The 24,629-nt window shown below is 52.2% G+C and carries 23 protein-coding genes; 18 read left to right on the plus strand and 5 right to left on the minus strand.

What is annotated here, in order from left to right:
* Positions 1-19: 19 nt before the first annotated feature.
* The 7 genes from tatA (at position 20) to EBB_RS04180 (ending at position 5,135) form a co-directional block, all read left to right on the plus strand.
* Complete coding sequence (tatA, locus tag EBB_RS04150; protein WP_192392599.1) at positions 20-235, plus strand: Sec-independent protein translocase subunit TatA; 216 nt, start codon at positions 20-22, stop codon at positions 233-235.
* Positions 236-243: 8 nt separating this feature from the next.
* Positions 244-567 carry a Sec-independent protein translocase protein TatB gene (tatB, locus tag EBB_RS04155; RefSeq protein ID WP_026602621.1) on the plus strand — a complete coding sequence of 108 codons (324 nt, stop codon included), beginning with the start codon at positions 244-246 and terminating at the stop codon, positions 565-567.
* Positions 542-1,297: a twin-arginine translocase subunit TatC gene (gene tatC / locus EBB_RS04160; protein ID WP_192392600.1), complete on the plus strand. Its 756-nt coding sequence runs from the start codon at positions 542-544 to the stop codon at positions 1,295-1,297. Before tatB ends, tatC begins: the two co-directional genes overlap by 26 nt.
* Entirely contained in the window at positions 1,290-1,973 is a 684-nt protein-coding gene (locus EBB_RS04165; RefSeq protein ID WP_192392601.1) for a YggS family pyridoxal phosphate-dependent enzyme, read from the plus strand. Before tatC ends, EBB_RS04165 begins: the two co-directional genes overlap by 8 nt.
* 57 nt (positions 1,974-2,030) lie before the next feature.
* Positions 2,031-3,788 (plus strand): arginine--tRNA ligase, encoded by a 1,758-nt coding sequence (argS, locus tag EBB_RS04170; RefSeq protein ID WP_192392602.1) that lies wholly within the window; start codon positions 2,031-2,033, stop codon positions 3,786-3,788.
* Positions 3,788-4,429 carry an SPOR domain-containing protein gene (locus tag EBB_RS04175; protein ID WP_192392603.1) on the plus strand — a complete coding sequence of 214 codons (642 nt, stop codon included), beginning with the start codon at positions 3,788-3,790 and terminating at the stop codon, positions 4,427-4,429. The genes argS and EBB_RS04175 overlap by 1 nt, the downstream gene beginning before the upstream one ends.
* Before the next feature lie 145 nt (positions 4,430-4,574).
* The gene (locus EBB_RS04180) at positions 4,575-5,135 is read left to right on the plus strand and encodes a FlgO family outer membrane protein (protein ID WP_192392604.1); all 561 of its coding nucleotides are present in this window, start codon (positions 4,575-4,577) and stop codon (positions 5,133-5,135) included.
* 91 nt (positions 5,136-5,226) lie between these two features.
* On the opposite strand, the gene EBB_RS04185 is transcribed toward EBB_RS04180, so the two are convergent.
* Positions 5,227-6,243 (minus strand): asparaginase, encoded by a 1,017-nt coding sequence (locus tag EBB_RS04185; RefSeq protein WP_192392605.1) that lies wholly within the window; start codon positions 6,241-6,243, stop codon positions 5,227-5,229.
* Between the two features lie 56 nt (positions 6,244-6,299).
* Between EBB_RS04185 and EBB_RS04190 the strand changes: the two genes are divergently transcribed.
* From EBB_RS04190 to phoU, 6 genes are all read left to right on the plus strand, one after another.
* Positions 6,300-6,845 carry a dihydrofolate reductase gene (locus EBB_RS04190; RefSeq protein ID WP_192392606.1) on the plus strand — a complete coding sequence of 182 codons (546 nt, stop codon included), beginning with the start codon at positions 6,300-6,302 and terminating at the stop codon, positions 6,843-6,845.
* Positions 6,846-6,925: 80 nt separating this feature from the next.
* On the plus strand, positions 6,926-7,915 hold the full coding sequence (locus tag EBB_RS04195) for a PstS family phosphate ABC transporter substrate-binding protein (RefSeq protein WP_192392607.1): 990 nt from the start codon (positions 6,926-6,928) through the stop codon (positions 7,913-7,915).
* A gap of 216 nt (positions 7,916-8,131) precedes the next feature.
* Positions 8,132-10,411 carry an ABC transporter permease subunit gene (locus EBB_RS04200; protein ID WP_192392608.1) on the plus strand — a complete coding sequence of 760 codons (2,280 nt, stop codon included), beginning with the start codon at positions 8,132-8,134 and terminating at the stop codon, positions 10,409-10,411.
* Complete coding sequence (gene pstA, locus EBB_RS04205) at positions 10,408-12,063, plus strand: phosphate ABC transporter permease PstA (protein ID WP_192392609.1); 1,656 nt, start codon at positions 10,408-10,410, stop codon at positions 12,061-12,063. The genes EBB_RS04200 and pstA overlap by 4 nt, the downstream gene beginning before the upstream one ends.
* Positions 12,064-12,099: 36 nt before the next feature.
* Entirely contained in the window at positions 12,100-12,933 is an 834-nt protein-coding gene (gene pstB / locus EBB_RS04210) for a phosphate ABC transporter ATP-binding protein PstB (RefSeq protein ID WP_033156874.1), read from the plus strand.
* 10 nt (positions 12,934-12,943) lie between these two features.
* Positions 12,944-13,663, plus strand: coding sequence for a phosphate signaling complex protein PhoU (gene phoU / locus EBB_RS04215; RefSeq protein ID WP_033156873.1), 720 nt, complete (start codon positions 12,944-12,946; stop codon positions 13,661-13,663).
* Positions 13,664-13,850: 187 nt separating this feature from the next.
* On the opposite strand, the gene EBB_RS04220 is transcribed toward phoU, so the two are convergent.
* The 4 genes from EBB_RS04220 to EBB_RS04235 all read right to left on the minus strand — a co-directional run bounded on the left by EBB_RS04220 (position 13,851) and on the right by EBB_RS04235 (position 18,103).
* On the minus strand, positions 13,851-14,354 hold the full coding sequence (locus EBB_RS04220) for a YfiR family protein (RefSeq protein WP_192392610.1): 504 nt from the start codon (positions 14,352-14,354) through the stop codon (positions 13,851-13,853).
* A gap of 66 nt (positions 14,355-14,420) precedes the next feature.
* Entirely contained in the window at positions 14,421-16,409 is a 1,989-nt protein-coding gene (locus EBB_RS04225; protein ID WP_192392611.1) for a TOL_0244 family TonB-dependent receptor, read from the minus strand.
* 98 nt (positions 16,410-16,507) lie between these two features.
* Entirely contained in the window at positions 16,508-17,125 is a 618-nt protein-coding gene (locus tag EBB_RS04230; RefSeq protein ID WP_192392612.1) for a class I SAM-dependent methyltransferase, read from the minus strand.
* 6 nt (positions 17,126-17,131) lie between these two features.
* Positions 17,132-18,103 (minus strand): Tim44 domain-containing protein, encoded by a 972-nt coding sequence (locus EBB_RS04235; protein ID WP_192392613.1) that lies wholly within the window; start codon positions 18,101-18,103, stop codon positions 17,132-17,134.
* Positions 18,104-18,275: 172 nt separating this feature from the next.
* On the opposite strand from EBB_RS04235, the gene EBB_RS04240 reads away from it, so the two are divergent.
* The 5 genes from EBB_RS04240 to EBB_RS04260 all read left to right on the plus strand — a co-directional run bounded on the left by EBB_RS04240 (position 18,276) and on the right by EBB_RS04260 (position 24,531).
* Positions 18,276-18,641 (plus strand): hypothetical protein, encoded by a 366-nt coding sequence (locus EBB_RS04240; protein ID WP_192392614.1) that lies wholly within the window; start codon positions 18,276-18,278, stop codon positions 18,639-18,641.
* Positions 18,642-18,768: 127 nt separating this feature from the next.
* Entirely contained in the window at positions 18,769-20,079 is a 1,311-nt protein-coding gene (locus EBB_RS04245) for a TolC family protein (RefSeq protein WP_192392615.1), read from the plus strand.
* Positions 20,076-21,167, plus strand: a complete 1,092-nt coding sequence (locus tag EBB_RS04250; protein ID WP_192392616.1) for an efflux RND transporter periplasmic adaptor subunit — start codon at positions 20,076-20,078, stop codon at positions 21,165-21,167. Before EBB_RS04245 ends, EBB_RS04250 begins: the two co-directional genes overlap by 4 nt.
* Positions 21,167-24,226 carry an efflux RND transporter permease subunit gene (locus EBB_RS04255; protein WP_192392617.1) on the plus strand — a complete coding sequence of 1,020 codons (3,060 nt, stop codon included), beginning with the start codon at positions 21,167-21,169 and terminating at the stop codon, positions 24,224-24,226. The genes EBB_RS04250 and EBB_RS04255 overlap by 1 nt, the downstream gene beginning before the upstream one ends.
* On the plus strand, positions 24,226-24,531 hold the full coding sequence (locus tag EBB_RS04260) for a DUF3240 family protein (protein ID WP_101052728.1): 306 nt from the start codon (positions 24,226-24,228) through the stop codon (positions 24,529-24,531). The genes EBB_RS04255 and EBB_RS04260 overlap by 1 nt, the downstream gene beginning before the upstream one ends.
* The last annotated feature ends 98 nt before the right edge of the window (positions 24,532-24,629 follow it).

The following is a 24,629-nucleotide window of genomic DNA, read 5'->3' on the forward strand; positions in this document are numbered from 1 at the left end:
AAAAATTAAGGAGTGAACAATGGGTTTAAGCATCCCTCATTTATTAGTAGTTTTAGTTATCGTGATCTTGGTGTTTGGCACCAAGCGCCTGAAAAATATCGGCGCCGATCTTGGCGAGGCGATTAAGGGGTTTCGTTCGGCTGTTAAGGAAGGCAGCGAAGATAAGGCGATTGCAAACAAGGAAGAAGAGCCTTTGGAGGGCGAAGTCACTAACAAAGAAAAAGACCGAGCCTAGTCTGCGATATGTTCGACGTCGGTTTTTCAGAATTGTTGATGGTTGGGTTGGTGGCGCTATTGGTGCTAGGCCCGGAAAAATTGCCGAAAGCGGCCCGCTTGGCCGGGTTTTGGGTAGGAAAAGCCCGTACTGTGCTGGCTACCGCTAAGGCGGAAATTAAGCAAGAATTGCACGCCGAGGAAATGCGCCAGTTAATCCAGCAACAGTCCATAGCCGGCGAATTGCAGAAAGTGGTGCAGGATACTCAGTCGGCTCTCGACGATATTAACTTCAATGCTCAGGCAGCGACAGAAATCAATCAGGACGATGACAAGCCAAGCGCCGCTGGATAACGAGCAGTCTTTTTTTAGCCATTTAGTCGAACTGCGCGACCGCCTGTTAAAGGTCGTGTTATGCGTGCTGCTGGTATTTGTTGGTACCGCCAGTTACGCCAATGAGATTTATGCCTATCTGGCCGAGCCGCTGTTACTACACATGCCGAAAAACAGCACGATGATCGCCATCGATGTGGCCTCGCCGTTTTTCACGCCGTTCAAGCTTGCGTTTGTGGTCGCTGTGTTCGTTTCCATTCCCTTCATTCTGTACCAGTTCTGGGGTTTTGTGGCGCCCGGCTTATATCGCCATGAAAAACTGATGGTGGCGCCATTGTTATTGGCTAGTACGCTGTTGTTTTACAGTGGTGTGGCCTTCGCCTATTTTTTGGTATTCCCGTTGGTATTCGGCTATCTCACCTCGGCGGCGCCAGCCGGCGTGGCGGTGATGACCGATATAGCCACTTATCTGGATTTTGTGTTGGCGATGTTTTTTGCCTTCGGTTTATCGTTCGAAATTCCGATTTTTACTATTGTGCTGGTTTGGACCGGCATCATTACGCCGGAAACGCTGTCAGAAAAGCGGCCGTATGTGATTGTCGGCGTGTTCGTCATCGCGATGTTTTTGACGCCGCCAGACGCTTTGTCGCAAACCCTGCTGGCAGTGCCGATGTGGTTGTTGTTTGAGTCCGGTTTGCTGTTCTCGCGCTTGTTCGTCAAAAAAGATTCGGCGGCTGAGGATCGTGAGTAGTATCGCTCAGCGTTTTGCCACTGTACGCAAGCAACTCCGTCAGGCCGAAATCAATGCGCAGCGTTTGCCCGGTAGTGTGCAGTTATTGGCGGTCAGCAAGACCAAGCCGTCGTCTGATATTGCAGAGGCCTACCGGATTGGTCAACGCCATTTCGGCGAAAATTATTTACAGGAAGCCCTGAAAAAACAGCAGGAATTGGCGGCATTCAATATCAGCTGGCATTTCATTGGTCCGATTCAATCTAATAAAACCAAGCCTATTGCCCAGCACTTTGCCTGGGTGCACAGCGTTGATCGCCTAAAAATAGCCGAACGCCTCAGCGAGCAGCGTCCGGACTATTTGCCGCCGTTGAATATCTGTTTGCAAGTCAACATCAGTGACGAAGCCAGCAAGTCCGGCATTGAATTGGCCGATTTGCCGGCGCTGATCGAACAAGTCGGGACGCTGCCCAACTTGCGTTTGCGTGGGGTAATGGCTATTCCGGAGCCGCAACAGGATTACCAAGCACAATGTCTGCCGTACCGCCGGCTGTATCAAGCAGTGGGGCAACTTGAGCGTCACGATCTCGATACTTTTTCGTTTGGCATGAGTGGCGATTTACAGGCGGCGGTTGCCGAAGGCTCAACGCTGGTGCGGATAGGTACGGCGCTGTTCGGCGAGCGTCCTAGCCAATAATTTGTTTTTAATGGATAATGGCGGCTATTTTCCGATAAATCCCCATTCTTCAACGCGATGAAACAAAAGCTGGAATCCCTTTTACAACAAGCCGTTACAGCCCTTAAAACTCAAGGTATTCTCGAAAACGATTTTATTGCGCAAATCAATTTAGAACGTACGCGCGATGTGCTGCATGGCGATTTCGCCACCAACCTGGCAATGATGCTGGCCAAGCCGGCCAAACTTAATCCTAGACAACTGGCCGAAAAAATCGTCGCGGCGCTGCCGAATGACGCGCTAATCAGCAAGGTTGACATTGCTGGCCCCGGATTTATCAATTTCTTCATCAATCCCGACAGCCAGTTCCAGATTGTCAAACAGGTGCTCGACGCCGGAGCGGAGTTCGGCTCAAGCAAAATCGGAGTTGGCAAACGTGTCCAGGTCGAATTCGTTTCCGCCAATCCCACCGGGCCCTTGCATGTCGGCCATGGCCGCGGTGCTGCGTATGGTTCCGCTGTAGCGGACTTGCTGGCTGCCGCCGGCTTTGAAGTCGAGCGCGAATACTATGTCAACGATGCCGGTCGGCAAATGGACATTCTCGCCACCAGCGTCTGGCTGCGTTATCTGGAAGCCTGCGGCGAAGTTTTACCGTTTCCAAGCAATGGCTATCGCGGCGAGTATGTCCGAGATATTTCCGCCAATTTGCATAAAAAGGCTGGTGACGCCTACCGCCGAGCCTCCACGCTAGTGATGGCTGATTTACCTGCCGATGAACCGCAGGGCGGCGATAAGGAAAAACACATTGATGCGCTGATAGACCGAGCCAAAACCTTGCTCGGCGAGGCTTATAAGGAAGTGTTTCAAGCCGGTCTGGACGAAATCCTGGACGATATTAAAGACGACTTGGCCGAATTCGGCGTCAGCTATCAGCAGTGGTTTTCCGAGCGTTCGCTGATGGACGATCATTCCGTTGAGCAGGCTTTGCGGCGTCTGGATGCGGCCGGCTATCTTTACCAGCAGGAAGGTGCTACTTGGTTTGCCTCTAGCCGCCTGGGCGACGAAAAAGACAGAGTGGTCGTGCGCGATAACGGCCAGACCACCTATTTTGCTTCCGATATTGCCTACCACATGCACAAGTTGGATCGGGGCTTCGATCAAATCGTCAACATCTGGGGTGCGGATCACCACGGTTATATTCCGCGCGTGAAAGCGGCGATGCAAGCCTTGGGTGCCGACGAATCCAAACTGAAAGTATTGCTGGTGCAATTTGCGATCTTGTATCGCGGCGACGAGAAGGTGCAAATGTCGACCCGCTCCGGCGAGTTTGTCACCCTAAGGCAGCTGCGTAGCGAAGTGGGTAGAGATGCTTGCCGCTTCTTTTATGTGATGCGTAAATCCGAGCAACATATGGATTTCGATTTGAAGCTAGCCACTTCCAGAAGCAACGAAAACCCGGTTTATTATGTGCAGTATGCGCATGCCCGGGTGTGCAGTGTGTTGCGCCAGCTCGACGAAAAAGGCCGGCAGCGCAATCCGCATTTGGGGATGGAGAACCTGAATCTGTTGACCGAAGAGCAGGAAGCCGCGTTACTGACTACACTTTCCAAGTACCCGGAAACTTTGGAACGTGCTGCTGTGAATTACGAACCTCATCAATTGATTCATTACTTGCGTGAACTGGCCAATCAGTTCCACAGTTATTACAACGCACACCAGTTTCTGGTAGACGACGAAAAGCTTTGCAACGCGCGTATCAATTTGATTTGCGCCGTGAAGCAGGTATTGGTCAACGCCCTATCCCTATTGAAAATCAATGCACCTGAAGCGATGTAATGGCCAGAGACTATAAGCACCGCGTTCAAAGCCCCAGTTACACCAATAGCCGCAGAAAGCCGAAAAAGTCCTCGGTCGCGCCTTGGCGTTGGTTACTGGTCATCGCGCTGATTGTAGCTTTTGGGGTGTTTTTGAACATGATCCGCAAAATGGTGCCGGAGTTGGTGGCAGGCAAGCCGGAGGCGGAAATCCCGCAAGTGGTGGAAAAGCTTAAGCAGGAATTACCGGTCAAACCGCAAGCTCAAGCGGCCGTTGAGCCGGAAAAGCCCGTGGAGCCGCCGCAACCAGCGGAACCGGAAGAACCGCGGTACGATTTTTATACCATACTGCCACAAGCGGAAGTCGTGGTGCCTGACTACGAAATCAAAACCCGGGTACGCGAGCAACTGGTCGGCAAAACCAAGGCTGCCAAATACATTATGCAGGCCGGTTCCTTCCGGGAAGCCTCGGAAGCCGAGCGTCACAAGGCTAAGCTGGCGTCGCTCGGCATAGAGTCGCGGGTCGAAAAAGCTAAGGTCGGCAATGTTATCTGGCATCGCGTTAAGGTCGGTCCTTACGATAATCCCGCCAGCGTTTCCACGATTAAGGAATTGCTGCAGAAAAACGGCATCGGTGTGATTGTTACCGAAAGCGGTCAATAAGCGTTCAAAAAAATCCAGGGATTTGCCTGGCGTCGTTCAAGCAATTCTCCAGCGCAATGCTGTGTATACTGCGGTAGTAAATTAGATTGACTGGCTTGCTGTTTTAAGCTCTGATAACTTCAACAATTACGAGAGGAGAGGTCTTATGGTTAACAAAAAGACGATGGCGCTGATGGCTTTGGCGCTGATCATGCTGAGCGGTTGCAGCCGGGGTTTTCGGGCTAGCGAAGTCAAAGACGACGATTTGGTCGAGGTAAGCTACGAGGCAGTCGATCAGCTCCTTCTCGATTTGCGCGAACCTTTGCCTAGAGGCAGTCTGGTGGTTATCAATTCGCTGGTTAATGTCGGCGAACTCGAGCAAACACTGGCGTTTGGCCGAATTGTCTCCGATCAAATTTCTTCGGCCTTTCATCGTTCCGGTTACCGGGTGATGGGTATGGAGCTGCCTACCGAAATTTTTGCTAAAAACGAAGCCGGCATCCTGCAACTGCCTGATAAAACTAAGGAAGCTTTAAATAATGTCGGGGCTAAAGCGGTCGTCGTAGGATCATTTGCTCCTGGCTACAACAATGTCTATGTGTCGCTGAGGGTTGTGGACATCGCCAGTCAGAACGTGATTTCCTCCACCGACTATTCTGTGTCGATGGGACCGGACGCCAAGGTTTTGGTTAAAAAACCGCCTGCACCCGCGCCCGCTAAGCCATAGTACCCAACGAATAAGCGGATTGCCTGTTGGCAATCCGCTCCTCGCTACAGTGTAGCCGTCAGGCTTGACGCACTATAAAATCCAACCGTAATTACAGCTGTTCGTAGGCCAAGTTCTGTGCCAAATACTCAGAAATTGCCTGCGGTGTGTCGAAATTGCTGTAAGCCAATAATAATTTGGCGTAAGCCACTTCCAACGACGTATTCCAGATCATTTCAGCGCCCATATCCAATAGCTCGCGAGTTGAGGCGTATGCGCTTTCCGAATATAGCGCCGGTGCCAGATAAATTTTGATGTCCTGCCTGGTGCAACGTTTGACGAATTCCACCAGGCTGTATTGCTCTCCTGCTGCGGCAGAGGCGCAAGCCGTCCCGGAGTGATAGAGGTCGTGTAACACGGCATCGACCTTATCGAGATTGTAAGCAGCGTAATCCAGGCCTGGGTAAGGTCTGATCAATAATATTCGTTTGGAAAAGTTGGGTTTAAGCGCAATCGGCGAGCGAGTGCCGGGGGCCAAATTTTGCAGGGAGTGGAAGCGTCCGTTCTCGAAGCGCATCCAGGCCTGCGACTGCACGCTGACAAAGTCGCTACTTAAGGGCAGACAGGATGACAAGCGGCTGCCGAGATGAATCAGCATCGCTTGGCCTGGATTGCGATAAGGCACGAACACGCCGGCCAGACCAATTTGACGGATAAATTCCACCGCACACAAAAAGTTCGCCACGCCGTTGGCTTGTGGGTTATCCAGCGGCAAATCGCTGGAAATCAAGAGTAGCGGGATCGACAAACCATTAAAATACAGGCTCAGCGCGGCGGCGCTAAAAGCCAGGCTGTCGGTGCCGTGGGTGACGATAATGCCGTCGAATTGTGTCAAATCCTGGGTTTCAATTGCAGCGATGATCTGTGGCCAGTGGCTGGGATGCAAGTTTTCGCTGAGAATCTGCACGGGTTGCAAAGTCTTGAAGTTAACCGAATCCGGTTTGGGGTCTTGTTCCGCAAAGCGTTGCAATAAACTAAAGCCGGCGTTGCCGTTAGTATTGATGGTGTCGCCGCTAAGCTGCGAACCGATGGTGCCGCCGGTAAATACCAGCAGGATGTTTTTCTTCATAAACGATGGTTTCTAGTATTATGTTTTGCTCACAAAGCCCATCTTAAACACTCCGCATGAAAATATCACTGATCGTGGCGATGGCCAGCAATCGTGCCATTGGCCTGAACGGCCAAATGCCCTGGCATCTCTCGGCCGACTTGAAACGCTTCAAGCAAATCACCATGGGGTCGCCGATCTTGATGGGCCGTAAGACCTTCGAGGCCATCGGCCGGCCCTTGCCGGGACGGGAGAATATCATTATCAGCCGCGATCCGAGTTATCAACAGCCCGGTTGCCGGGTGTTTAGCGACATCGATAGCGTGTTGCAATGCTATTTGGATAGCCCAGAGCTATTCGTGATTGGCGGTGCCACCTTATATGAAGCCATGCTGGCGTATGCCGATTATTTGTATCTGACCGAAATCCATAAAACCTTCGAGGGCGATACCTTTTTCCCGGAGATCGAGGCCGGGCAATGGCGGGAGCTTGCCAGAGAGGATGTTGAAAATGATCAAGCCGTTGATTTTAGCTACAGTTTTTTAAAGTTGGAAAACGTCCGGGCTGGCTTGAGTGGAGTGCTGGATTTTCGCGGGCGTTCAGGATTAGGTGTGTTGTCATAAAACTGTCACATTTGCTTCATACTATTGTCACGCTAGGTTGGCAATATGAATCTTAAGTTTTAAACATTTCGAGAAAATATATGAAAAATACATTCAAGCTGAAATCGCTGGTTTTAGGATTTGGTTTTGCATCGGCTGCTTTAGTCGGCGGCGAAGCTGTGGCGGCTCCCGCGACTTTGGACCCTGCTTTGCCCGAATACGCGGCAGCCAGCGGCGTGTCCGGCAATATCTCCAGCGTTGGCTCGGATACTTTAGCTAACTTGATGACCTTGTGGGCCGAAGAATTCGGCAAGATTTACCCCAACGTCAACATTCAGATTCAAGCAGCCGGTTCTTCGACCGCGCCGCCAGCTTTGACCGAAGGTACTGCTAATCTGGGCCCGATGAGCCGGAAAATGAAAGACAACGAAATCGACGATTTCGAAAGCAAATACGGATACAAACCCACTGCGGTGCCGGTTGCTATCGATGCGCTGGCGGTTTTCGTCAACAAGGATAACCCGGTTAAAGGCTTGAGCCTTCCGCAAGTGGATGCGATCTTGTCTTCAACCCGTAAATGCGGTTATGCCACTGACATCACCACCTGGGGTCAAGCCGGCTTGACGGGCGGATGGGCAAGCAAACCTATTCAACTGTATGGCCGTAACTCAGTGTCCGGTACATACGGTTTCTTCAAAGATGAAGCCTTGTGCAAAGGTGATTTCAAAAGTAACGTCAACGAACAGCCGGGTTCCGCGTCGGTCGTACAATCGGTTACGACGTCTGCAAACGGTATTGGTTATTCCGGTATCGGTTACTCCACCTCGGGTGTAAAAGCCGTGCCTCTGGCATTGAAGGACGGCCAGCCGTTTGTTGAGGCTTCGCCTGAGAACGCTACATCAGGTGCTTATCCCCTGTCGCGTTTCTTGTACGTTTACGTCAACAAAAAACCTAACGAGCCGTTGGCACCGATGGAAAAAGAGTTCATCAAAATGGTGTTGTCTAAAACCGGCCAGCAAGTCGTGATCAAGGACGGCTACATTCCATTGCCAGCCAAGGCAGTCGAAAAAGCTTTGACTCTGATTCAGTAATTACATCAGCCAAGGATGCCTGATAAAGGGACAATTCTGCATGGATGCAGCAAGGGATTGGCTAATACAAACAATGTCATTGCCCCTTTCGCCAAGTAATGGCGGATGATCTTGTATACTATCAAGCCGATAACTCTGCAGTTTTATCGGCTTTTTTGTCTCTAAACGCGTTGTGATTGTTCGGCGCTGCTTTTTGTTAACCAACGATACCTTGTTATGACTGAAGCCCATTCCACTCAAGCTAAAGCCACGCTGTTTCAGACGGCGACTAGTGAGCGCTATCAGCGTTGGCGGCTAGTAAAGGACAAAATGGTGGCTCGCGGCGTCGTAGCCGGCGGGTTGAGTATTATCCTGGCGGTGGTGTTAATCTTTTTTTATCTGCTGTATGTGGTATTTCCGATACTGCTGCCCTCTCATGCGGAAGTGGTCGGCCGTTACGACGTGCCCGAGCAGGCGCTGGGCAATACCGTTTTCCTGTCGATGGAAGAGCAGAACGAAGTGGCGGTGCGGTTTACCGACACCGGCAAAGCCATATTTTTTAGCGTTGCCACGGGCCAACTCATTCGCGCGGATGCACTGCCTATCCCCGAGCAAGTACAAATTACCAGTTACGCGCACGGCGGTGTCGATAAAGGGGTAATCGCCTTTGGTTTATCAGATGGCCGTGCCGTGGTCGTCAAGCATGATTACAAATTGTCTTATCCCGGCGGCAAGCGGGTCATTACCCCCGCTATTCAATATCCCTTAGGCGCCGAACCGCTGGTAGTGGATAAGCAAGGCCAGGCGCTCACCAAGTTGGCGGTGAAGTTAGGCGATAAAAACAGCACTTTGCTGGCTAAAACCGCTGATAACCGCATGGTGCTGAGCAGTCTTAGTAAAAAAGAATCGCTGTTCGATGACGAAGGCACTTGGGAAGCCACCGACTCCGTGGTCGAAATGGCTGCGGATGACGTGGATTTCATCCTGTTGGATAAAGAGTTGCGCAACCTCTACCTGGCCAGCCGTGCCGGGGATTTGACTGTGGTTGATATTCTCGACAAGAGCAAGCCCGAGATCAAACATAAACTTAATGTGCTGAACCAGGGCGTGCAAATCAGCAGCATGGAGTTTTTGAATGGCGACATTTCTCTGCTGATCGGCGATACCAGCGGCGTGATGGCGCAATGGTCCATGGTCCGCGACCAGCAAAACCATTTCAGCATTGAAAAATTGCGAGCGTTTAAAGTATCCGACGCGCCGATTATTACCATCAATCCGGAACAGCGCCGCAAGGGTATGCTGGCGGCGGATGCCAACGGCGAGATCGGTATCTATAGTTCCACCGCCGAGCGGGAATTGATCAAGGAAAAAATCGCCGGCGGAAAGCCAGTTTCCGTCACCTTGTCGCCGCGCGCCAATGCAATGTTACTGCAAACCGAAGACGGCAAAATCAATCATTGGACTATCGAAAACGAACATCCGGAAGTATCGTGGCGTTCGTTATGGCACAAGGTTTGGTACGAAAGTTATCCAAAACCGGATTACATCTGGCAATCCTCGGCGGCCAGCAACGATTTCGAACCGAAAATGAGCTTGACGCCGTTGGTTTTCGGCACCTTAAAAGCTTCGTTCTACGCGATGCTGATGGGTGTGCCGCTGGCTTTGTTTGGGGCGATTTATACCGGCTATTTCATGGCGCCCAGTGTGCGTCAGTACGTAAAGCCAGGCGTGGAAATCATGGGCGCCTTGCCCACCGTTATTTTGGGCTTTTTAGCCGGCTTGTGGCTGGCGCCTTTCGTGGAAGCCAATCTCACCGGGATTTTTGCCTTATTGATGATTGTGCCACTGTCCGTGATGATTTTTGCCTATTTTTGGCAATTCGTACCGGAACAAACCCGCCACAAAATCCCCGACGGTTGGGATGCGGTGGTGCTGATCCCGGTGGTGATATTCGGCGCCTGGCTGGCTTTTCAGTTAAGTCCGACTATCGAAGCCTTATGTTTTAAAGGTGATCTGCGCACCTGGATGCGCGAGGAATTTGGTATCGGTTACGATCAGCGCAACACCTTGGTCGTGGGTTTGGCGATGGGTTTTGCGGTCATTCCGATGATTTTCTCCATCGCCGAAGACGCAATTTTCAGTGTACCCAAGCATTTGACTACCGGCTCTTTGGCGCTGGGAGCTACACCCTGGCAAACCATGACCAAGGTGGTGTTGCTGACTGCCAGCCCCGGTATTTTCTCAGCAATCATGATCGGTTTCGGCCGTGCGGTGGGTGAGACGATGATCGTCCTGATGGCCACCGGCAATACCGCAGTGATGGATTTGAGCATCTTCCAGGGTCTGCGCACACTGTCGGCGAATATCGCGGTGGAAATGCCGGAATCGGAAGTCAACAGCACCCACTATCGCGTATTGTTCCTGGCCGCCTTGGTATTGTTTATGTTCACTTTTGTAGTCAACACGCTGGCTGAAGTTATTCGGCAGAATCTAAGACAAAAATACAGCTCATTATGATTAAAGCATGGTTTAAGAGCGGTTCTCCCTGGATATGGATGACCGCCGGTGCGGTCAGTTTGAATCTGATATTGGTGGTGGGCTTGCTGCTGCTGATTGCGGTGCGGGGCTTGGGGCATTTTTGGCCGGCCGACATTATCGAATATCGCTATCAAGATCGCGATGGCCCGGAGAGTTCCATTATCGGTGAAGCGGTGGCTACCTCGCTATTACCGGCCGCGCAAGCCAGGGCTGCCGGCCATGAGTTGCTGGATAACGGCGAATACCTGGTGCAGCATCTGGTAAAAACCGGTAACCGCGATATTCTCGGCAGCGATTTTCGCTGGATTCAGCAGCAATATATTCACAGCCAATCCACGCCGGATGATTTGATCATGGTGGAACGCCGCGAGTGGGGTAATTTCTACGGCCGCTTGCTGGCGGTTAAAGAAGACGGCGCGGTAATCGCTCAAGGCGAGCAGGCCTGGCAGGTGGCGCAGCAGAAACTGGCTGCGGTGTTGGAACAGCACGACGAAATCGATAGTTTACAAGACCACGAAGTTGGGGCGATCAATTATGAATTGGAGCGCTTGCGTTTGAAGCAACGCGCGCTGGAACTGAAAAATGTCTGGAACGATGCGGCCAAGCAGGAATTTGCCGCGCTAAAGCAGACATACGAAAAACAATACCAAGCCATCCAGCAACAAATCGGCAAGTTGAGCAAGGAAAGCAAACGCTACAGCCTGGTGGTGGCGGAAGCCGGACAAAAAGAAATCAGCCTGCCCTTGAATCGGGTGGTGAAAATGACCCGCCCCAACACGATGAGCGTGCTGGATAAATGTATCGAATATGTCGGTAATTTCGCCACGTTTGTTAGCGATGAGCCGCGTGAAGCCAACACCGAGGGCGGTATCTTTCCGGCTATTTTCGGTACCGTGTTAATGGTGATGCTGATGGCCGTAGTGGTGACACCGTTCGGCGTGATCGCCGCGGTTTATCTGCGCGAATATGCCAAGCAAGGCTTTATCACCCGAGTAATCCGAATTGCCGTCAATAACTTGGCCGGCGTGCCGTCCATCGTTTATGGCGTGTTTGGTTTGGGCTTTTTCGTCTATATCATCGGTGGCAATATCGACCGTTTGTTTTTTCCGGAAGCGGCCCCTGCACCGGTCTTCGGTACGCCGGGCTTGCTGTGGGCCTCGTTGACGCTGGCCTTGATGACCTTGCCGGTGGTGATCGTCGCCACCGAAGAAGGCTTGTCGCGGATTCCCAAATCGATTCGAGAAGGCAGTTTGGCCTTGGGCGCAACCAAAGCTGAAACCCTGTGGCGCACGGTATTGCCGATGGCTAGCCCGGCGATCATGACAGGTTTGATTTTAGCCGTGGCGCGCGCTGCGGGCGAAGTGGCGCCGTTGATGCTGGTTGGTGTGGTGAAACTGGCACCAACCTTACCGTTGGACGGTAACTTTCCTTATCTGCATCTGGACAGAAAGTTTATGCATTTGGGATTTCATATTTACGACGTCGGCTTCCAGAGCCCTAATGTCGAAGCGGCCAGACCTTTGGTTTACGCTACCTCCCTATTACTGGTGATGGTTATTATCGGTCTGAATATGTTCGCTATCTCGATACGTAACAATTTGCGGGAAAAATACCGCGCCCTGGAAAATTAAATTCGCATATCCATCCGGAAGACTGGACCCTATATCATGACAACAGCCCAAAAGAATACCCACGCCATTGACATTAGCGCGTTGAAAAGGGAAGACAGAAAAAGCGTCGAGCAATTGGAAACCTGCATCAAAGTCGAAAATCTGGATTTGTTCTACGGCCAGAAGCAGGCCTTGCATGGCGTGAACATGGAAATGCCGCGTAAGAAAGTGACGGCCTATATCGGTCCCAGCGGTTGCGGCAAATCGACTTTGTTGCGCTGCATTAATCGGATGAACGATCTGGTGGACGGCGTCAGCATCAAAGGCAAGATCCTACTGGATGGCGAGGATATATACGATAAATCGGTCAACGTTGCGGCTTTGCGCCGGCGAGTAGGCATGGTGTTTCAAAAACCCAATCCGTTTCCTAAGACCATTTATGAAAACGTCGCCTATGGCCTGCGGATTCAGGGCATCAATGACCGGCGCATTCTGGATGAAGTCGTGGAAAAGTCTCTACGCGGCGCCGCGTTATGGGATGAGATGAAAGATCGCTTGAACGATAATGCCTTGGGCATGTCGGGTGGTCAGCAACAGCGGCTGGTGATCGCGCGGGCCATCGCTATCGAGCCGGAAGTGATCCTGTTGGACGAACCGGCCTCGGCGCTGGACCCGATATCGACCTTGAAAATCGAAGAATTGATCAATGAATTAAAAGAGAAATATACGATAGTGATCGTTACCCACAATATGCAGCAGGCGGCGCGGGTATCCGATTTCACCGCTTTTATGTACATGGGCGAATTAATCGAATTTGGTGAAACCAGCGAGTTGTTTACCAATCCGGCGAAAAAACAAACAGAAGATTACATTACCGGCAGGTACGGCTAGGAGGTAGACAATGGATAACAGCAAAATCAAATCGCACATTTCCCGCCAATTCAACGAGGAGATGGAAGATATTCGCAACAAGGTGCTGACCATGGGCGGCCTAGTCGAGCAGCAAGTCGATCTGGCGACCAAGGCTTTCATGGGTAACGACATGGAAAATGCCGAAAAAGTGGTGCTGCAGGATCAGTATGTCAACGAGATGGAAAAAGACATCGACCACGAATGCACCGAAATCATGGCCAAGCGCCAGCCGGCGGCTTTTGATTTACGCATGCTGATTGCGACTATCAAAATCATCACCGACCTGGAGCGGATTGGCGACGAAGCCGCACGTATCGCCAAAATGACCATGCGTCTGGAAGGCGCTGATTATTATCAAGACAAGTACTACGAAATCGAACATCTGCTGAACTTGGTCAAGGACATGCTGAACGGTGCTTTGGATGCTTATGCCCGCAACGATGTCGAGGAAGTGATTGCCATTACCGAACAGGATGCCAAGGTTGATAGGGAATACACCAGCATCACCCGGCAGTTGATCACGCAGATGATGGAAAACCCGCGTAACATCACCCGAGCCCTGGATATGTTATGGGCTGCGCGCGCGCTGGAACGGATAGGCGATCACTCCTGCAACGTCTGTGAGCAGGTGATATACATGGTGAAAGGCAAGGATGTGCGCCATCTCAGCCGCGAAGAATTGGAGCGTACCGTTAATTCGGCTCGCTAGCTATGAGGCCAATTTGATTCAGGGTATGGGTTAATCCTTTACCCTGTTTTACTGGTTTAGATACTTGGGGTTGCCGCCCCTCAGCTCCAAAGTCATTCGACGGCACAGATGCAGACCCATGCGAGGTGGCGAGATCAGTAACCCATCAAGCCATGTTCAAACTTGCCCGGAGAATTGCTGTCGGCAGCTACTCAATCAGCCGCGAACTGCGCAATAGCTTGGAACTAATCGCCAAACCTATTCGTGTCACATTTTTCAGTTGTATAACCGGTTGGACACGGAGGCCGTCATTAGCCAGTCGGATCATGCCGCCCCGGTGTTCGAAATCGGCAATATCGCTGACCGTCAACACCGGAAAGGGTCTGACAAACTCCAGGGTCGCCGCGAGAATTCTTTCCTGTTGCGCCGGAATATAAATCACCTGGCATTCGTGCAATTGTTCGGGTATTGGGTCGATAACCATCTGCATCGGTAGATCGTTTACCCGCTCACCTTCGATCAGCTTGGCCAGTATGCCGGTGACAGGCGAATTGGCGTAACTGCAAAACAGAAATGCCTTATTGGCCGTCGGCCAGGTAACGAAGTAGGCAAAGTTATATAAATATGCCGCTTTAAGTTCCGTCTCGTTAAAGCGCTGCTCGCCGGCTGTGCCCGATGATTGCAGCGGCGGTAAACAGGCCAACAACAGCATTAACAGGCACCGCCACGCAACTGCGCCGGTGCTTGTCAAAAATCTGCGTAGGCTTGGACGCCGCATCTAGTAGCGTACCGTGGCTTTAAGGTAATAATTGCGTTCGAATTCGCTACTGATCACCGCGTTATCTATATTAGGGCTGAATTCGAGATGCCGGTTGTCCAGTAAATTCTGCGCGCCGACAGCCAGTTCGAAATGCAGATTCGGCTGCCAGCCCAAGCGTAGGTCCAGTCGATGATAGGCCGGCACCTGATTGATCAGGTGGTCGGTGTAATACCAATGCGCATCAAATTCCAATTGATACGGCAGATTGAAGTAGGAACTGAGATTGAAACGGTTGCGGGCGCTATTTCCCTCTGCGACTGTCGCCGCGCTATCCAGGCTACCGTCGCGCTGGTGCAAGGCAATTGCAAACAGACTGTAACTACCTTGCACGCGCCATCGTTCGGAAATCCGCCAATTCAGTGCAGTTTCCCAGCCGTAGGCTTCACCTTTTGCCTTGTTGGCAATCAGGAACGGGATAGTGATGTTATCGCCGTTTACAAGCGGTGTTTGTGGTTCTGTGGTGCTTAGCCGGCCGTAATCGCTATAAAACAGCGTCGTATCCAGGTTAAAGATGTCGTTGGGGAAAAAGCGGTAGCCCAATTCGTAAGTGATTGCGCTCTCCGAGTCAAAATTATCGTCGCCCATGATGTTGGCTGTAGTTCCGGGGCCTACGTTGAATAAGACATTGACATCGTGATCGGCTCGGGCAGGTACGCGAACTGCTCGGGATACCGCACCCCACAGACTGTGTTGTTGATTGGGCACCCACAACAGCCGCGCGGAGGGCTGGATCTCAAAACCGGTAAAATCGTTATGCTCGACTTTACTGCCGTATATCAAGCGCAATTCGTCTGCCAGAAATCGCCATTCGTCTTGCGCAAAGACGTTGAACAAGTGCACATCGCGTTCGGAAGGATCGAAGTGTAGCAACACCTGTTTTTGCTGAAGTTGATCGCTATTGAAGCGATAACCCGCTCCCCACGTTACGTTATGAGCCTGCCAACGGAAATCATGCTGCAGATCCAGATCGAAGGTGCTGCGTCTATAGTCTAATCGGCTATTGTTACGGACCGCATGATCTACGTAGCTGCGGACTTGTAAGCGGCTATCGTTTTCCAGGGTTTGCTGCCAGAGTAACAGCAGATTGCCGCCATATTTTTTGGTGTTGTCGGGGCTAATTGGCGATACCGGGTCGAGACTATTGAGCGATTGCTGCATGTCGCCATTGAAATAATCGCCCTGCACGATCAGGTTTTTGCGGGCGTCCGGAGTCCAATCGCTGCGAAAACCGGCGCGACCCATATCCAGGCTGTCGTTGGCTTTGTCGCCGTTACTGAAATGAAAATCCTCGCGATGATTGTATTTGCCGTAGACGCGATAATTAAAATCCGGACTGAGTCGGCCGCCATAACGAAAGGTGCCGAAGCCGGGTTCTTCCTTGCTGGTGCCGCCTGACAACAATACGCCTTGCGATTCCTGGGCGGAACGGGTAACGATATTGATGACGCCGTTGACGGCATTGGAGCCCCACAGTGTTGCGCCGGGGCCGCGAATTACTTCGATACGGTCTATGTCTTCTAGCGGGTAGTCCTGCTCATTCCAGTAAACGCCGGAGTTCAGTGGGTCGTAAACGGTGCGGCCGTCCATCATCACCAATAGCTTGTTGGCATTTATCCCGTTAAAGCCACGGCTACTGATCGCCCACTGATTGCCATCCACCCGGGCGACTTCCAAGCCAGGTACTTTGCGCAGCAGTTCCGGAATCGACTGCATCCCGGAACGCCTGATTTCTTCGTGGCTGATGACGAATACCGCCGATGGGGTTTCGCTGATAGGTTGTTGATTTTTCGAGGCGATGGAAACGGTGGTCGCACTCAGCTCTTGAAGCGATAAGGTTTTTAAATGGGATAGGGTATCGTCGGCCCCAGCTGGGGCGGCGGTTCGCAGGGCCATACAGAAAAGCGCCAATCGCTGAATGTTGCTCGCCAATTTTAACTTGTTTGCCATAACTTCCGTCTTTTACGCCCGATTAAGCACGCGTGCATTGTAGACGCCGGCGATTGAATAGTAAAAACCGCCCTGATGAGCGGTTTTGCGATGAAGATTTATTTGATGGCGCGGATCAGTTTGATCATGTCGCTGCTGGCGGGATCGACAAAGATTTTTTGGAACGGGCAAGCTTGCACACTTTTTAAGGTCTGCCGGTTAATATTGGCGCCCAAAGTATTCAAAATCAGCGGGTTGAACAAATTCATCATCATCGCCAAAGCTTTGTTGGAACTTAAAACGTGTTCCAACAACAGCACTTGACCGCCAGGCTTGCAAACGCGATAGAGCTCTTTCAGGCCCTTTCTGGGTTTCGGTACCGAACAAAACACAAAACTGGCGATGACCGTGTCGAAACTATTATCGGCATAATCCAGAGCTTGCACGTCCATCAAGGCCAGATCGACCGCAATTTGTTTACGCTGTTGTTTCCGGCGGGCCATCTCCAGCATGTTCGGGCTGAAATCGATAGCGGTGATTCGGGCGTCATCAGGGTAGAACGGGAAGTTTTTCCCCGTTCCTACCCCAACTTCCAAAATGTGGGCGCCGCTAGCCTGCGACCAGAGCTTTTTACGTAAACGGCGGAACAGCAAGCCTTCCAGAAAGCCTTCCAGGCCATCGAAATAGGGCGCAAGCCTATCGTAGCGCTGTCTGACTTTTGTGCTGTCCGCCGTCATGCCGGATTATTCTGCAAATTGCTGAATGCCGTCCAGGAACCAGCGGCTTTGATTGCTGTTGATGGGTTTGACGAAATGCCATACTTCTTTGATGGCTTCAGCTTGAGCGCCGTCTTCGCTGATCAGCGCGTCGAACAAGACCACCGCTTCGAGTTCAGTGCCGGCTTCGCGGACATCAATTAATTCGGCGTTCAGTTTCAGTATGTCGGTTTTGTTGCTGGCGCTGGAGGCTTGCAATTGCTCTTGAATTTCCACAAACACCTTGTCGGTGGTTAAGCCGCGGATTTCCGCCAAGTCGCGGCTATCCCAAGCGGCTTGCAGGTAGCGGTAGGCACTTTCCGCGCCGCTTAAAAACGCGCGTTGATCGAATCCCGCAGGCAACTTGTTTGCATCGAAACTAGCTACTTGTTGATAGTCATTGCTGCTTGATCCTGCTGTTCTGCCTTTTTTGAACAGCACATCGGTATCGAAACCCGAGCCGCCGGCTGCCGGTTGCTGGTTCTCGCGATAATAATTTTGCGATTCCGCTGGTTGCGAGTGAGCGGGTCCGTAACCGGCTGGCGCGGCGGGTTGCTGACGTGATCTGGCCGCAAACAAGCGATACAGCAGATAAGCGACGCCGGCAAACAGCAGCATGTCCATCAGATTGATGTTTTCGAAGGCGCCGCCGAAGAACAATGAGCCCAATAATCCGCCTAAAGCCAAGCCGCCCAGCATGCCCATCAGGCCGCCGCGACCGGCCCAGTTTTGTCTGGCTGTTTGATTTTGTGCAGCGGCTTGCTGCTGGCTAGCCGAACGGGTCGGCTGGCTGCTGGCTCCACTGGGAGAGGTAGAGCGTTGAAACGGCGTGCTGTAGCTCGGCTTGCTACCGAAAGACTTTCCGCCGCCCATGCGTTTAGCCTGCGCTTCCTGGACACTGCCTAGCAGTAAGGCCAGCGCAATGAATAATGTTGCCAAGGTACCGATCTTTCTGTTCATAGGTATGTTTGCCTAAAGTGAATAAATGTATGCCGATATTCGGGGTAAAATCGCGTAATTCAAGTAGAATAGCCTTTCGCATTGTCCTATACAACCGCCGGCTACTGATTAACGACACCTCACAGACATTCTGAAAACATAAATGGTTGCATATTTGCGTCAATTTCTAGTTATGTTTTTGCTGCTTTTGCAAGTGGCAGCGCCGCTGGTGCATGCCCATGTCGGTAGAGAAGCCATGCAGGGCGGCCTGCATTTGCACGAATTCGAAGCGTTGCATATCGATCATGATGGCGACCCCGCATTGATGGCTGTCGAGCACGATCTGCAAACTCAAAATAGCATTGTCAATTTGGGTTCCGCGATTAAACAGCAGCAATGGCTGGACAGGCTGGCGCCGGTTTTCTATCTGCTGGTCAGCTTAGTGCCTGATTTGGCGATTACGCGGCAAATCGAAGCCGTTAATTTTTCCCCGCATATACCGCTGTTCGCGCCCGACCCCGTACTTACTCACAATCCATCCCGCGCGCCGCCGCTCTGAAAGGGGTAGGCTTCGCTGTAGAAGCCGGCTTGGTTAACACCTGGCAGCCCCTCGTCCCCAAAATTGGCCAACAGCCCATAAGGCCTTTGGCTGCTCAGCCCTTTCAATTACTGCTTTGGAGTGCTCCATGAATGGATACCGTTATCTAAAATGCGGTTTACCTGTATTACTGCTGTTTACGGCGCCTTGCCTTGCCGAAATAAATCCTGTCGGAGAGAGCTTGGGGGCGACTCGCGGCGAAATGTTTTCAGAAAATTTGATTGTCGAACACATGGATCCTATCGAAACCGATCCGTCGCTAAGTTTGTCGCAATTAGTCGACATAACCGTGGAAAAATACCCCGATCGCCTGGTCGGCGAAGCCTTGGCCCAGGAAGCCAATGCCTTGGCCGAACGCAGTGACGCTTGGGTTGCCGGCTCTACGGCTGTTGGTTTGAATTACATGGATGACCGAATTGCCGACGACCTGGGTTCGCGCGAAGCCTCCGCCCAAGTCGAAGTCACGACCTGGAAATGGGGGCAGCGCGATGCCGGTCAGGCGGTAGCGGAACGGGCCGGCGTTTCGGCGCAAAAGCAATCGGCGGCGGTTAAGCTGGAAGTCACGCGCTTGATCAGAGATGCTTTATGGAATATGGAAATCGCCAATATCGGGTTGCAACAGGCGCAAAATGCCTTGTCGATTGCCGAGCAATTGATGAAAAAAGTCGAACGCCGGGTGGAACTGGGCGATTTACCGCGCGCGGATTTGTTGCTGGCCAAGGGTGAATATCTGCAAAACCGGGCGTTGGTCACCCAAGCCGAGGCGGAAGTGATGCATAGCCGTAAAGCCTATGCCAGCTTGACTACCTTGTCGCGGGTGCCGGGCAATTATCAGGAAAAACTGAGCGATATTACCTCGGTGACCAGCAACCATCCGATGCTGGAAGCTATCAACGCCATTATCGACCGCAAACAGGCGGAAATTGAATGGACCAAAACCACTGATCCTATCAATCAACCCAAGCTCAGTGTAGGTGCGAAAAGCCAGCGGGATGGCCGTAGCGGGCAAGACATTGAGAGTGTCGGCGTCGGCGTGGTGATGCTATTCGGCGGCGAGGCTTACAATGCGCCGGAAATCGCCAAAGTTAATCTGGAACTGAACAATGCCAAAGCCCAGCGCGAGCATCTTTACCGGCAATTGGAGAAAAATCTGCACGAGGCTGAGCATGCTCTGGAAGTAACGCGGGCGGAACTGACAATAGCCAACGAGTTGAAACAAATCGCCGAAACTCATCTGAAAATGACCGAAATCAGCTTCTCGGCCGGCGAAATTAACCTGTTGGACCTCTTAAAAATCCAGGCTCGCAGTCTGGAAGCGATTCGCAATGCCAAATTGCAAGAGGTTAAATTACAGCGCAACATCGCTTTCTACAATCAAGCGGTAGGCATACAGCCATGAGGCGGTTAATCTTTGGCCTGTTTTTGACGCAGGCCTTAAGCGCGTTTGCTCAAGATACCCAGATCAAAATTACACAGCAGCAGATCGACAATTTGGATATAAAAGTCGCGCCGCTTACCGCTAGCCAGCAAATTCCGCTGTTTTACGCGCCAGGCAAAGTGGTGGTGCCGGCTGATCGGGAGGTGTTGATCAGTAGCAGCCAGCCCGGTCTGGTCACCCAATTGCCGGTCAATATCGGCGACAAGATCCATAAAGGCCAACTTTTGGCGCAGTTGAACAGCCCGGAACTCGTCGGATTACAGCAAGCATTTTTAACCGCTGCCAGCGAACTGAATTTATCCGGCCAAGAGCGCAACCGCGATCAAAAATTATTGCAGGAAGGTGTGATTGCGCAGCGGCGATGGCAGGAAACCCAGACGTTGCACAGCAGCAAATCGGCCAAGGCCGATGAGGCGCGGCAGTTGCTATTGTTGGCCGGCATGTCGGCAGCCGAGATCAAAAGTTTGGGCCAAAGCCACAAGCTGGACAATCGTTTGACTATTCGCGCACCCATCGACGGGGTGGTATTGGAGCGTCTGACCAATTTGGGTGCCCGCTTGGATATGCAGGCACCGCTGTATCGGATTGCCGATTTATCCGAACTGTGGCTGGAAATCAATATTCCGCAGGAACGCTTGAGCGGTATTCGGCTCGGCGATTCGGTGCGGCTGAAAGGCAGCGAGATCACTGCCAAAATTAGTTTGCTGGGCCAAAGCGTCAACCGCGACAATCAGACAGTATTGGCCAGGGCGGTGATTGACGGCAAAGCCGAGGGTTTACGCGTGGGACAGAACGTCAATGTGCAGATCATGCAAAATAGTGCACAGACCGGCTTCGTCGTACCCAATACCTCCATTGCCCAGAACGAAGGGCGCGCCTATGTGTTTGTGCGCAATCAAGATGGTTTCGTGGTGACCGAAGTGACTGTTACCGGTAAACAGGATGCCAATTCCTTGATCAGCGGACCGTTGTCCGGCAACGAGCAAATCGCCATAAAAGGCGCGGTGGCCTTGAAAGCCAATTGGTTAGGTTTGGGAGGCGACGAGTAATGGCGGGGTTAATTCGCTTTGCGTTGACCCAGCGGCTGTTGATTTTACTCGGCGTATTGTTGCTGGTGGGCGGCGGTTACTATGCGGTTAAACACATCCCCATCGACGCTTTTCCCGAGGTGTCGCCGACGCAGGTCAAGATCATCGTCAAGGCCAACGGCATGACGCCGGAAGAAGTGGAAGCCAGAATTACCGCGCCGATTGAAGTTGAGCTACTGGGCATTCCGCATCAAACCATGCTGCGCTCGCTGGCTAAATATGCCATTACTGATATTACGCTGGACTTTGAAGAAGGCACCGATATTTATTGGGCCAGGCAGCAAGTCGCGGAACGGTTGAACGCCTTGTGGAGTAATTTGCCGGAGGGTGTGCAGGGCGGTATCGCGCCGATGACCACGCCGCTGGGTGAGATGTTCATGTTCGCCATTGAGGGTGGCGATTTGTCACTGATGCAACGGCGAGAATTGCTGGATTGGACCATCCGCCCGGCTCTGCGTACCGTCAGCGGCGTGGCCGATGTGAATGCGCTGGGCGGGCTGGTGCGCAGCTTTGAAGTGGTGCCCGACAATATCCGCATGGCGTCTCGCAATATCGATATCCAGCAATTAAAAGCGGCTTTGCAAAATAATAACCGCAACGACGGTGCCGGTCGGCTGAGCGAAGGCGAGGAAGCGTTGATTGTGCGCGCCGAAGGCCGGATCAAGAACGAGCAGGATGTGAAAGCCATTGTGGTGGCGCAACACGAAGGCCTGCCGACGCGAGTGGACGATATTGCCGAGGTCAGAATCGGCGCATTGACGCGTTATGGTGCGGTCAGTAAAGGCGGAGACGGCGAAACCGTGACAGCGGTGGTGCTCAGTTTGCGCGGTGCCAATGCTAGGCAAACTATCGAGCAACTGGAAAGCAAGATGGCGGAATTACAACCCAGTTTGCCGGAAGGCGTGCGCCTGAATGTGTTCTACAACCGGGGGGTGTTGGTGGGCAAGGCGGTGAACACCGTTTCCAAAGCCCTGCTGGAAGCCATCGTTTTGGTAGTGGTGCTGCTGATACTGTTTTTAGGCGATTTGCGCGCCGCCTTGACCGTCGCATTGGCCTTGCCATTGGCGGCGCTGGTGACCTTCATCCTGATGTACGCGTTCGGTATGTCGGCGAATCTGATGAGTCTGGGCGGTCTGGCTATCGCGATCGGGATGTTGGTGGATGGTGCGGTAGTGGTCGTGGAAAACGTGATTACGCAGTTGGCCGATCATCAAAAGGCCGAGAGGTTACCGCGTCTGCATCTGATTTATCGCGCTACCCGCGAAGTAGCGGTGCCGGTGACGTCGGGCATCTTGATCATTGTCATCGTATTCTTACCGCTGCTGACCTTGCAGGGCTTGGAAGGCAAATTGTTCGGGCCAGTGGCGATGACTATCGTGTTTGCATTAACGGGCTCCTTGATTTTGTCATTGACGGTGATCCCGGTACTGGCGTCGCTGTTGCTGAAACAGGTGTCGCATGAGGAGCCCTGGTTGCCGCGCAAACTGTTGCAGTGGTATCAGCCTATTCTGGTCTGGTGTCTGACTAACAGCAAAAAAGTCTTTATCGGCGCTGGTGCGATGTTGGTGGCAAGCGTATTGGTATTCACCCAGATCGGCAGTACTTTCATGCCGACGATGGATGAAGGCGACATTATCGTGCAACTGGAAAAATTGCCGTCTATTACCTTGCTGGATTCGGTGGCCTTGGACGGCCGTGTGCAGAAAAACATCCTCGAGCATATCCCGGAAGTGCAGACCGTGGTATCCAGAGTCGGTACCGACGAGCTGGGGTTGGACCCGATGAGCTTGAACGATACCGACACGTTTTTGATCCTGAAGCCCAAAGCGGAATGGCGGATGGAAACCAAGGAAGCGCTGATCGAGGAGATTCGCAAGATTATGGATCATACGCCGGGCATAGCCTTTGGTTTTACCCAGCCCATCGAGATGCGGGTTTCGGAGATGTTGACCGGAACGCGCGGTGACGTAGCGATCAAATTATTCGGCGCCGAGCTGGATACGTTGAATCATAAAGCCGAGCAAATCGAAGCGGTGCTGAAGACCATTCCCGGCGCCAGTGATGTGTTTACCCGTAAAAATGAAGGCATGCAGTTTCTGCAGTTGAGTATTGATCGAGAAGCTGCCGGCCGTTTCGGGTTGGATAGTAATAGCATCGAAGATATGTTGCGCGCGCAGATTGAAGGCGTGCAACTGGGTATTGTCCAAGAGGGGGTGAAACGTACGCCTCTGCTGCTACGCGGCGACAGCAACACCGCCAACTTTGATAATTTACAAATCAGTTTGCCGAATGGCGAGCATGTGCCGATTACCGCAGTGGCGAAAATTCAAGCGGTGGAAGGCGTGGTGTCTATAGACCGGGAAAAGGGTCAGCGCTTCGTAGTGATCCGTTGTAACGTAGAGGGTCGTGATTTGGTGGGTTTTGTTGACGAGGCGCGCAAGGCGGTGGCAGAACGCGTCAAATTGCCGGGTGGTTTCCATGTGGCGTTTGGCGGTCAGTTTGAAAATCAGCAACGTGCGTCCGCGCGGTTGTCGCTGGTGATTCCATTGTCGCTGGGATTGATATTTCTGTTGTTGTTTTCCACCTTCGGCTCGGTGCGGCAGGCGGTGCTGGTGCTGTCCAATATCCCGTTGGCCATGATAGGCGGCGTGTTCGCGCTGTGGTTGTCCGGCGAATATCTGTCGGTGCCGGCTTCAGTGGGTTTCATCGCCCTGCTCGGCATTGCGGTTTTGAACGGGGTGGTGATGGTCAGCTATTTTAATCAGCTGTGCGCGACCGGTATGGAATTGTCGCGGGTGGTGATTATCGGTTCCGGGCGGCGGTTGCGGCCGGTACTGATGACGGCCAGCATCGCCGCCTTCGGCTTGATTCCGTTACTGTTTGCGTCGGGTCCCGGCTCAGAAATTCAGCGGCCATTGGCTATTGTGGTTACCGGCGGTCTGTTGTCCTCAACCTTATTAACACTGATTTTGCTGCCGATACTTTACCAACTGTTTGGCCGCCACCCGGAGCGTTGCTGATGAGTCACGAAGCGTTTTTATTGACGGTGAATGTGCCGCCCAGCCTGGAGGAGGCACTGGTCGATTGTTTGCTGTCATTGGAATGGTCGCAGGGTTTCACCAGTTTTCCGGCCAATGTTCACGATCACAATCAGCAGGGTTTGTCGCTGGCAGAGCAGGTTGCGGGACATCAACGCAAAATTCGTTTTCAAATGTATGTGGAAAGACAAAACATTTCTGCATTATTGACTAAGCTAAAGGCGGATTTTACCGGTTCCGGCCTGCACTATTGGCTGGTACCGGCTATCGAACAAGGCATCATCTAAGCATAAAGTATGCAGAAAACGACTGGGGATGCTACAGTTCAGACAAACAGCGGTTAAACATTTTTGAATGAGCTATTTTTCTTGCCACACATAGCCCT

This window comes from Methylomonas fluvii, from assembly GCF_014850975.1.
Taxonomy (GTDB): Bacteria; Pseudomonadota; Gammaproteobacteria; order Methylococcales; family Methylomonadaceae; genus Methylomonas; species Methylomonas fluvii.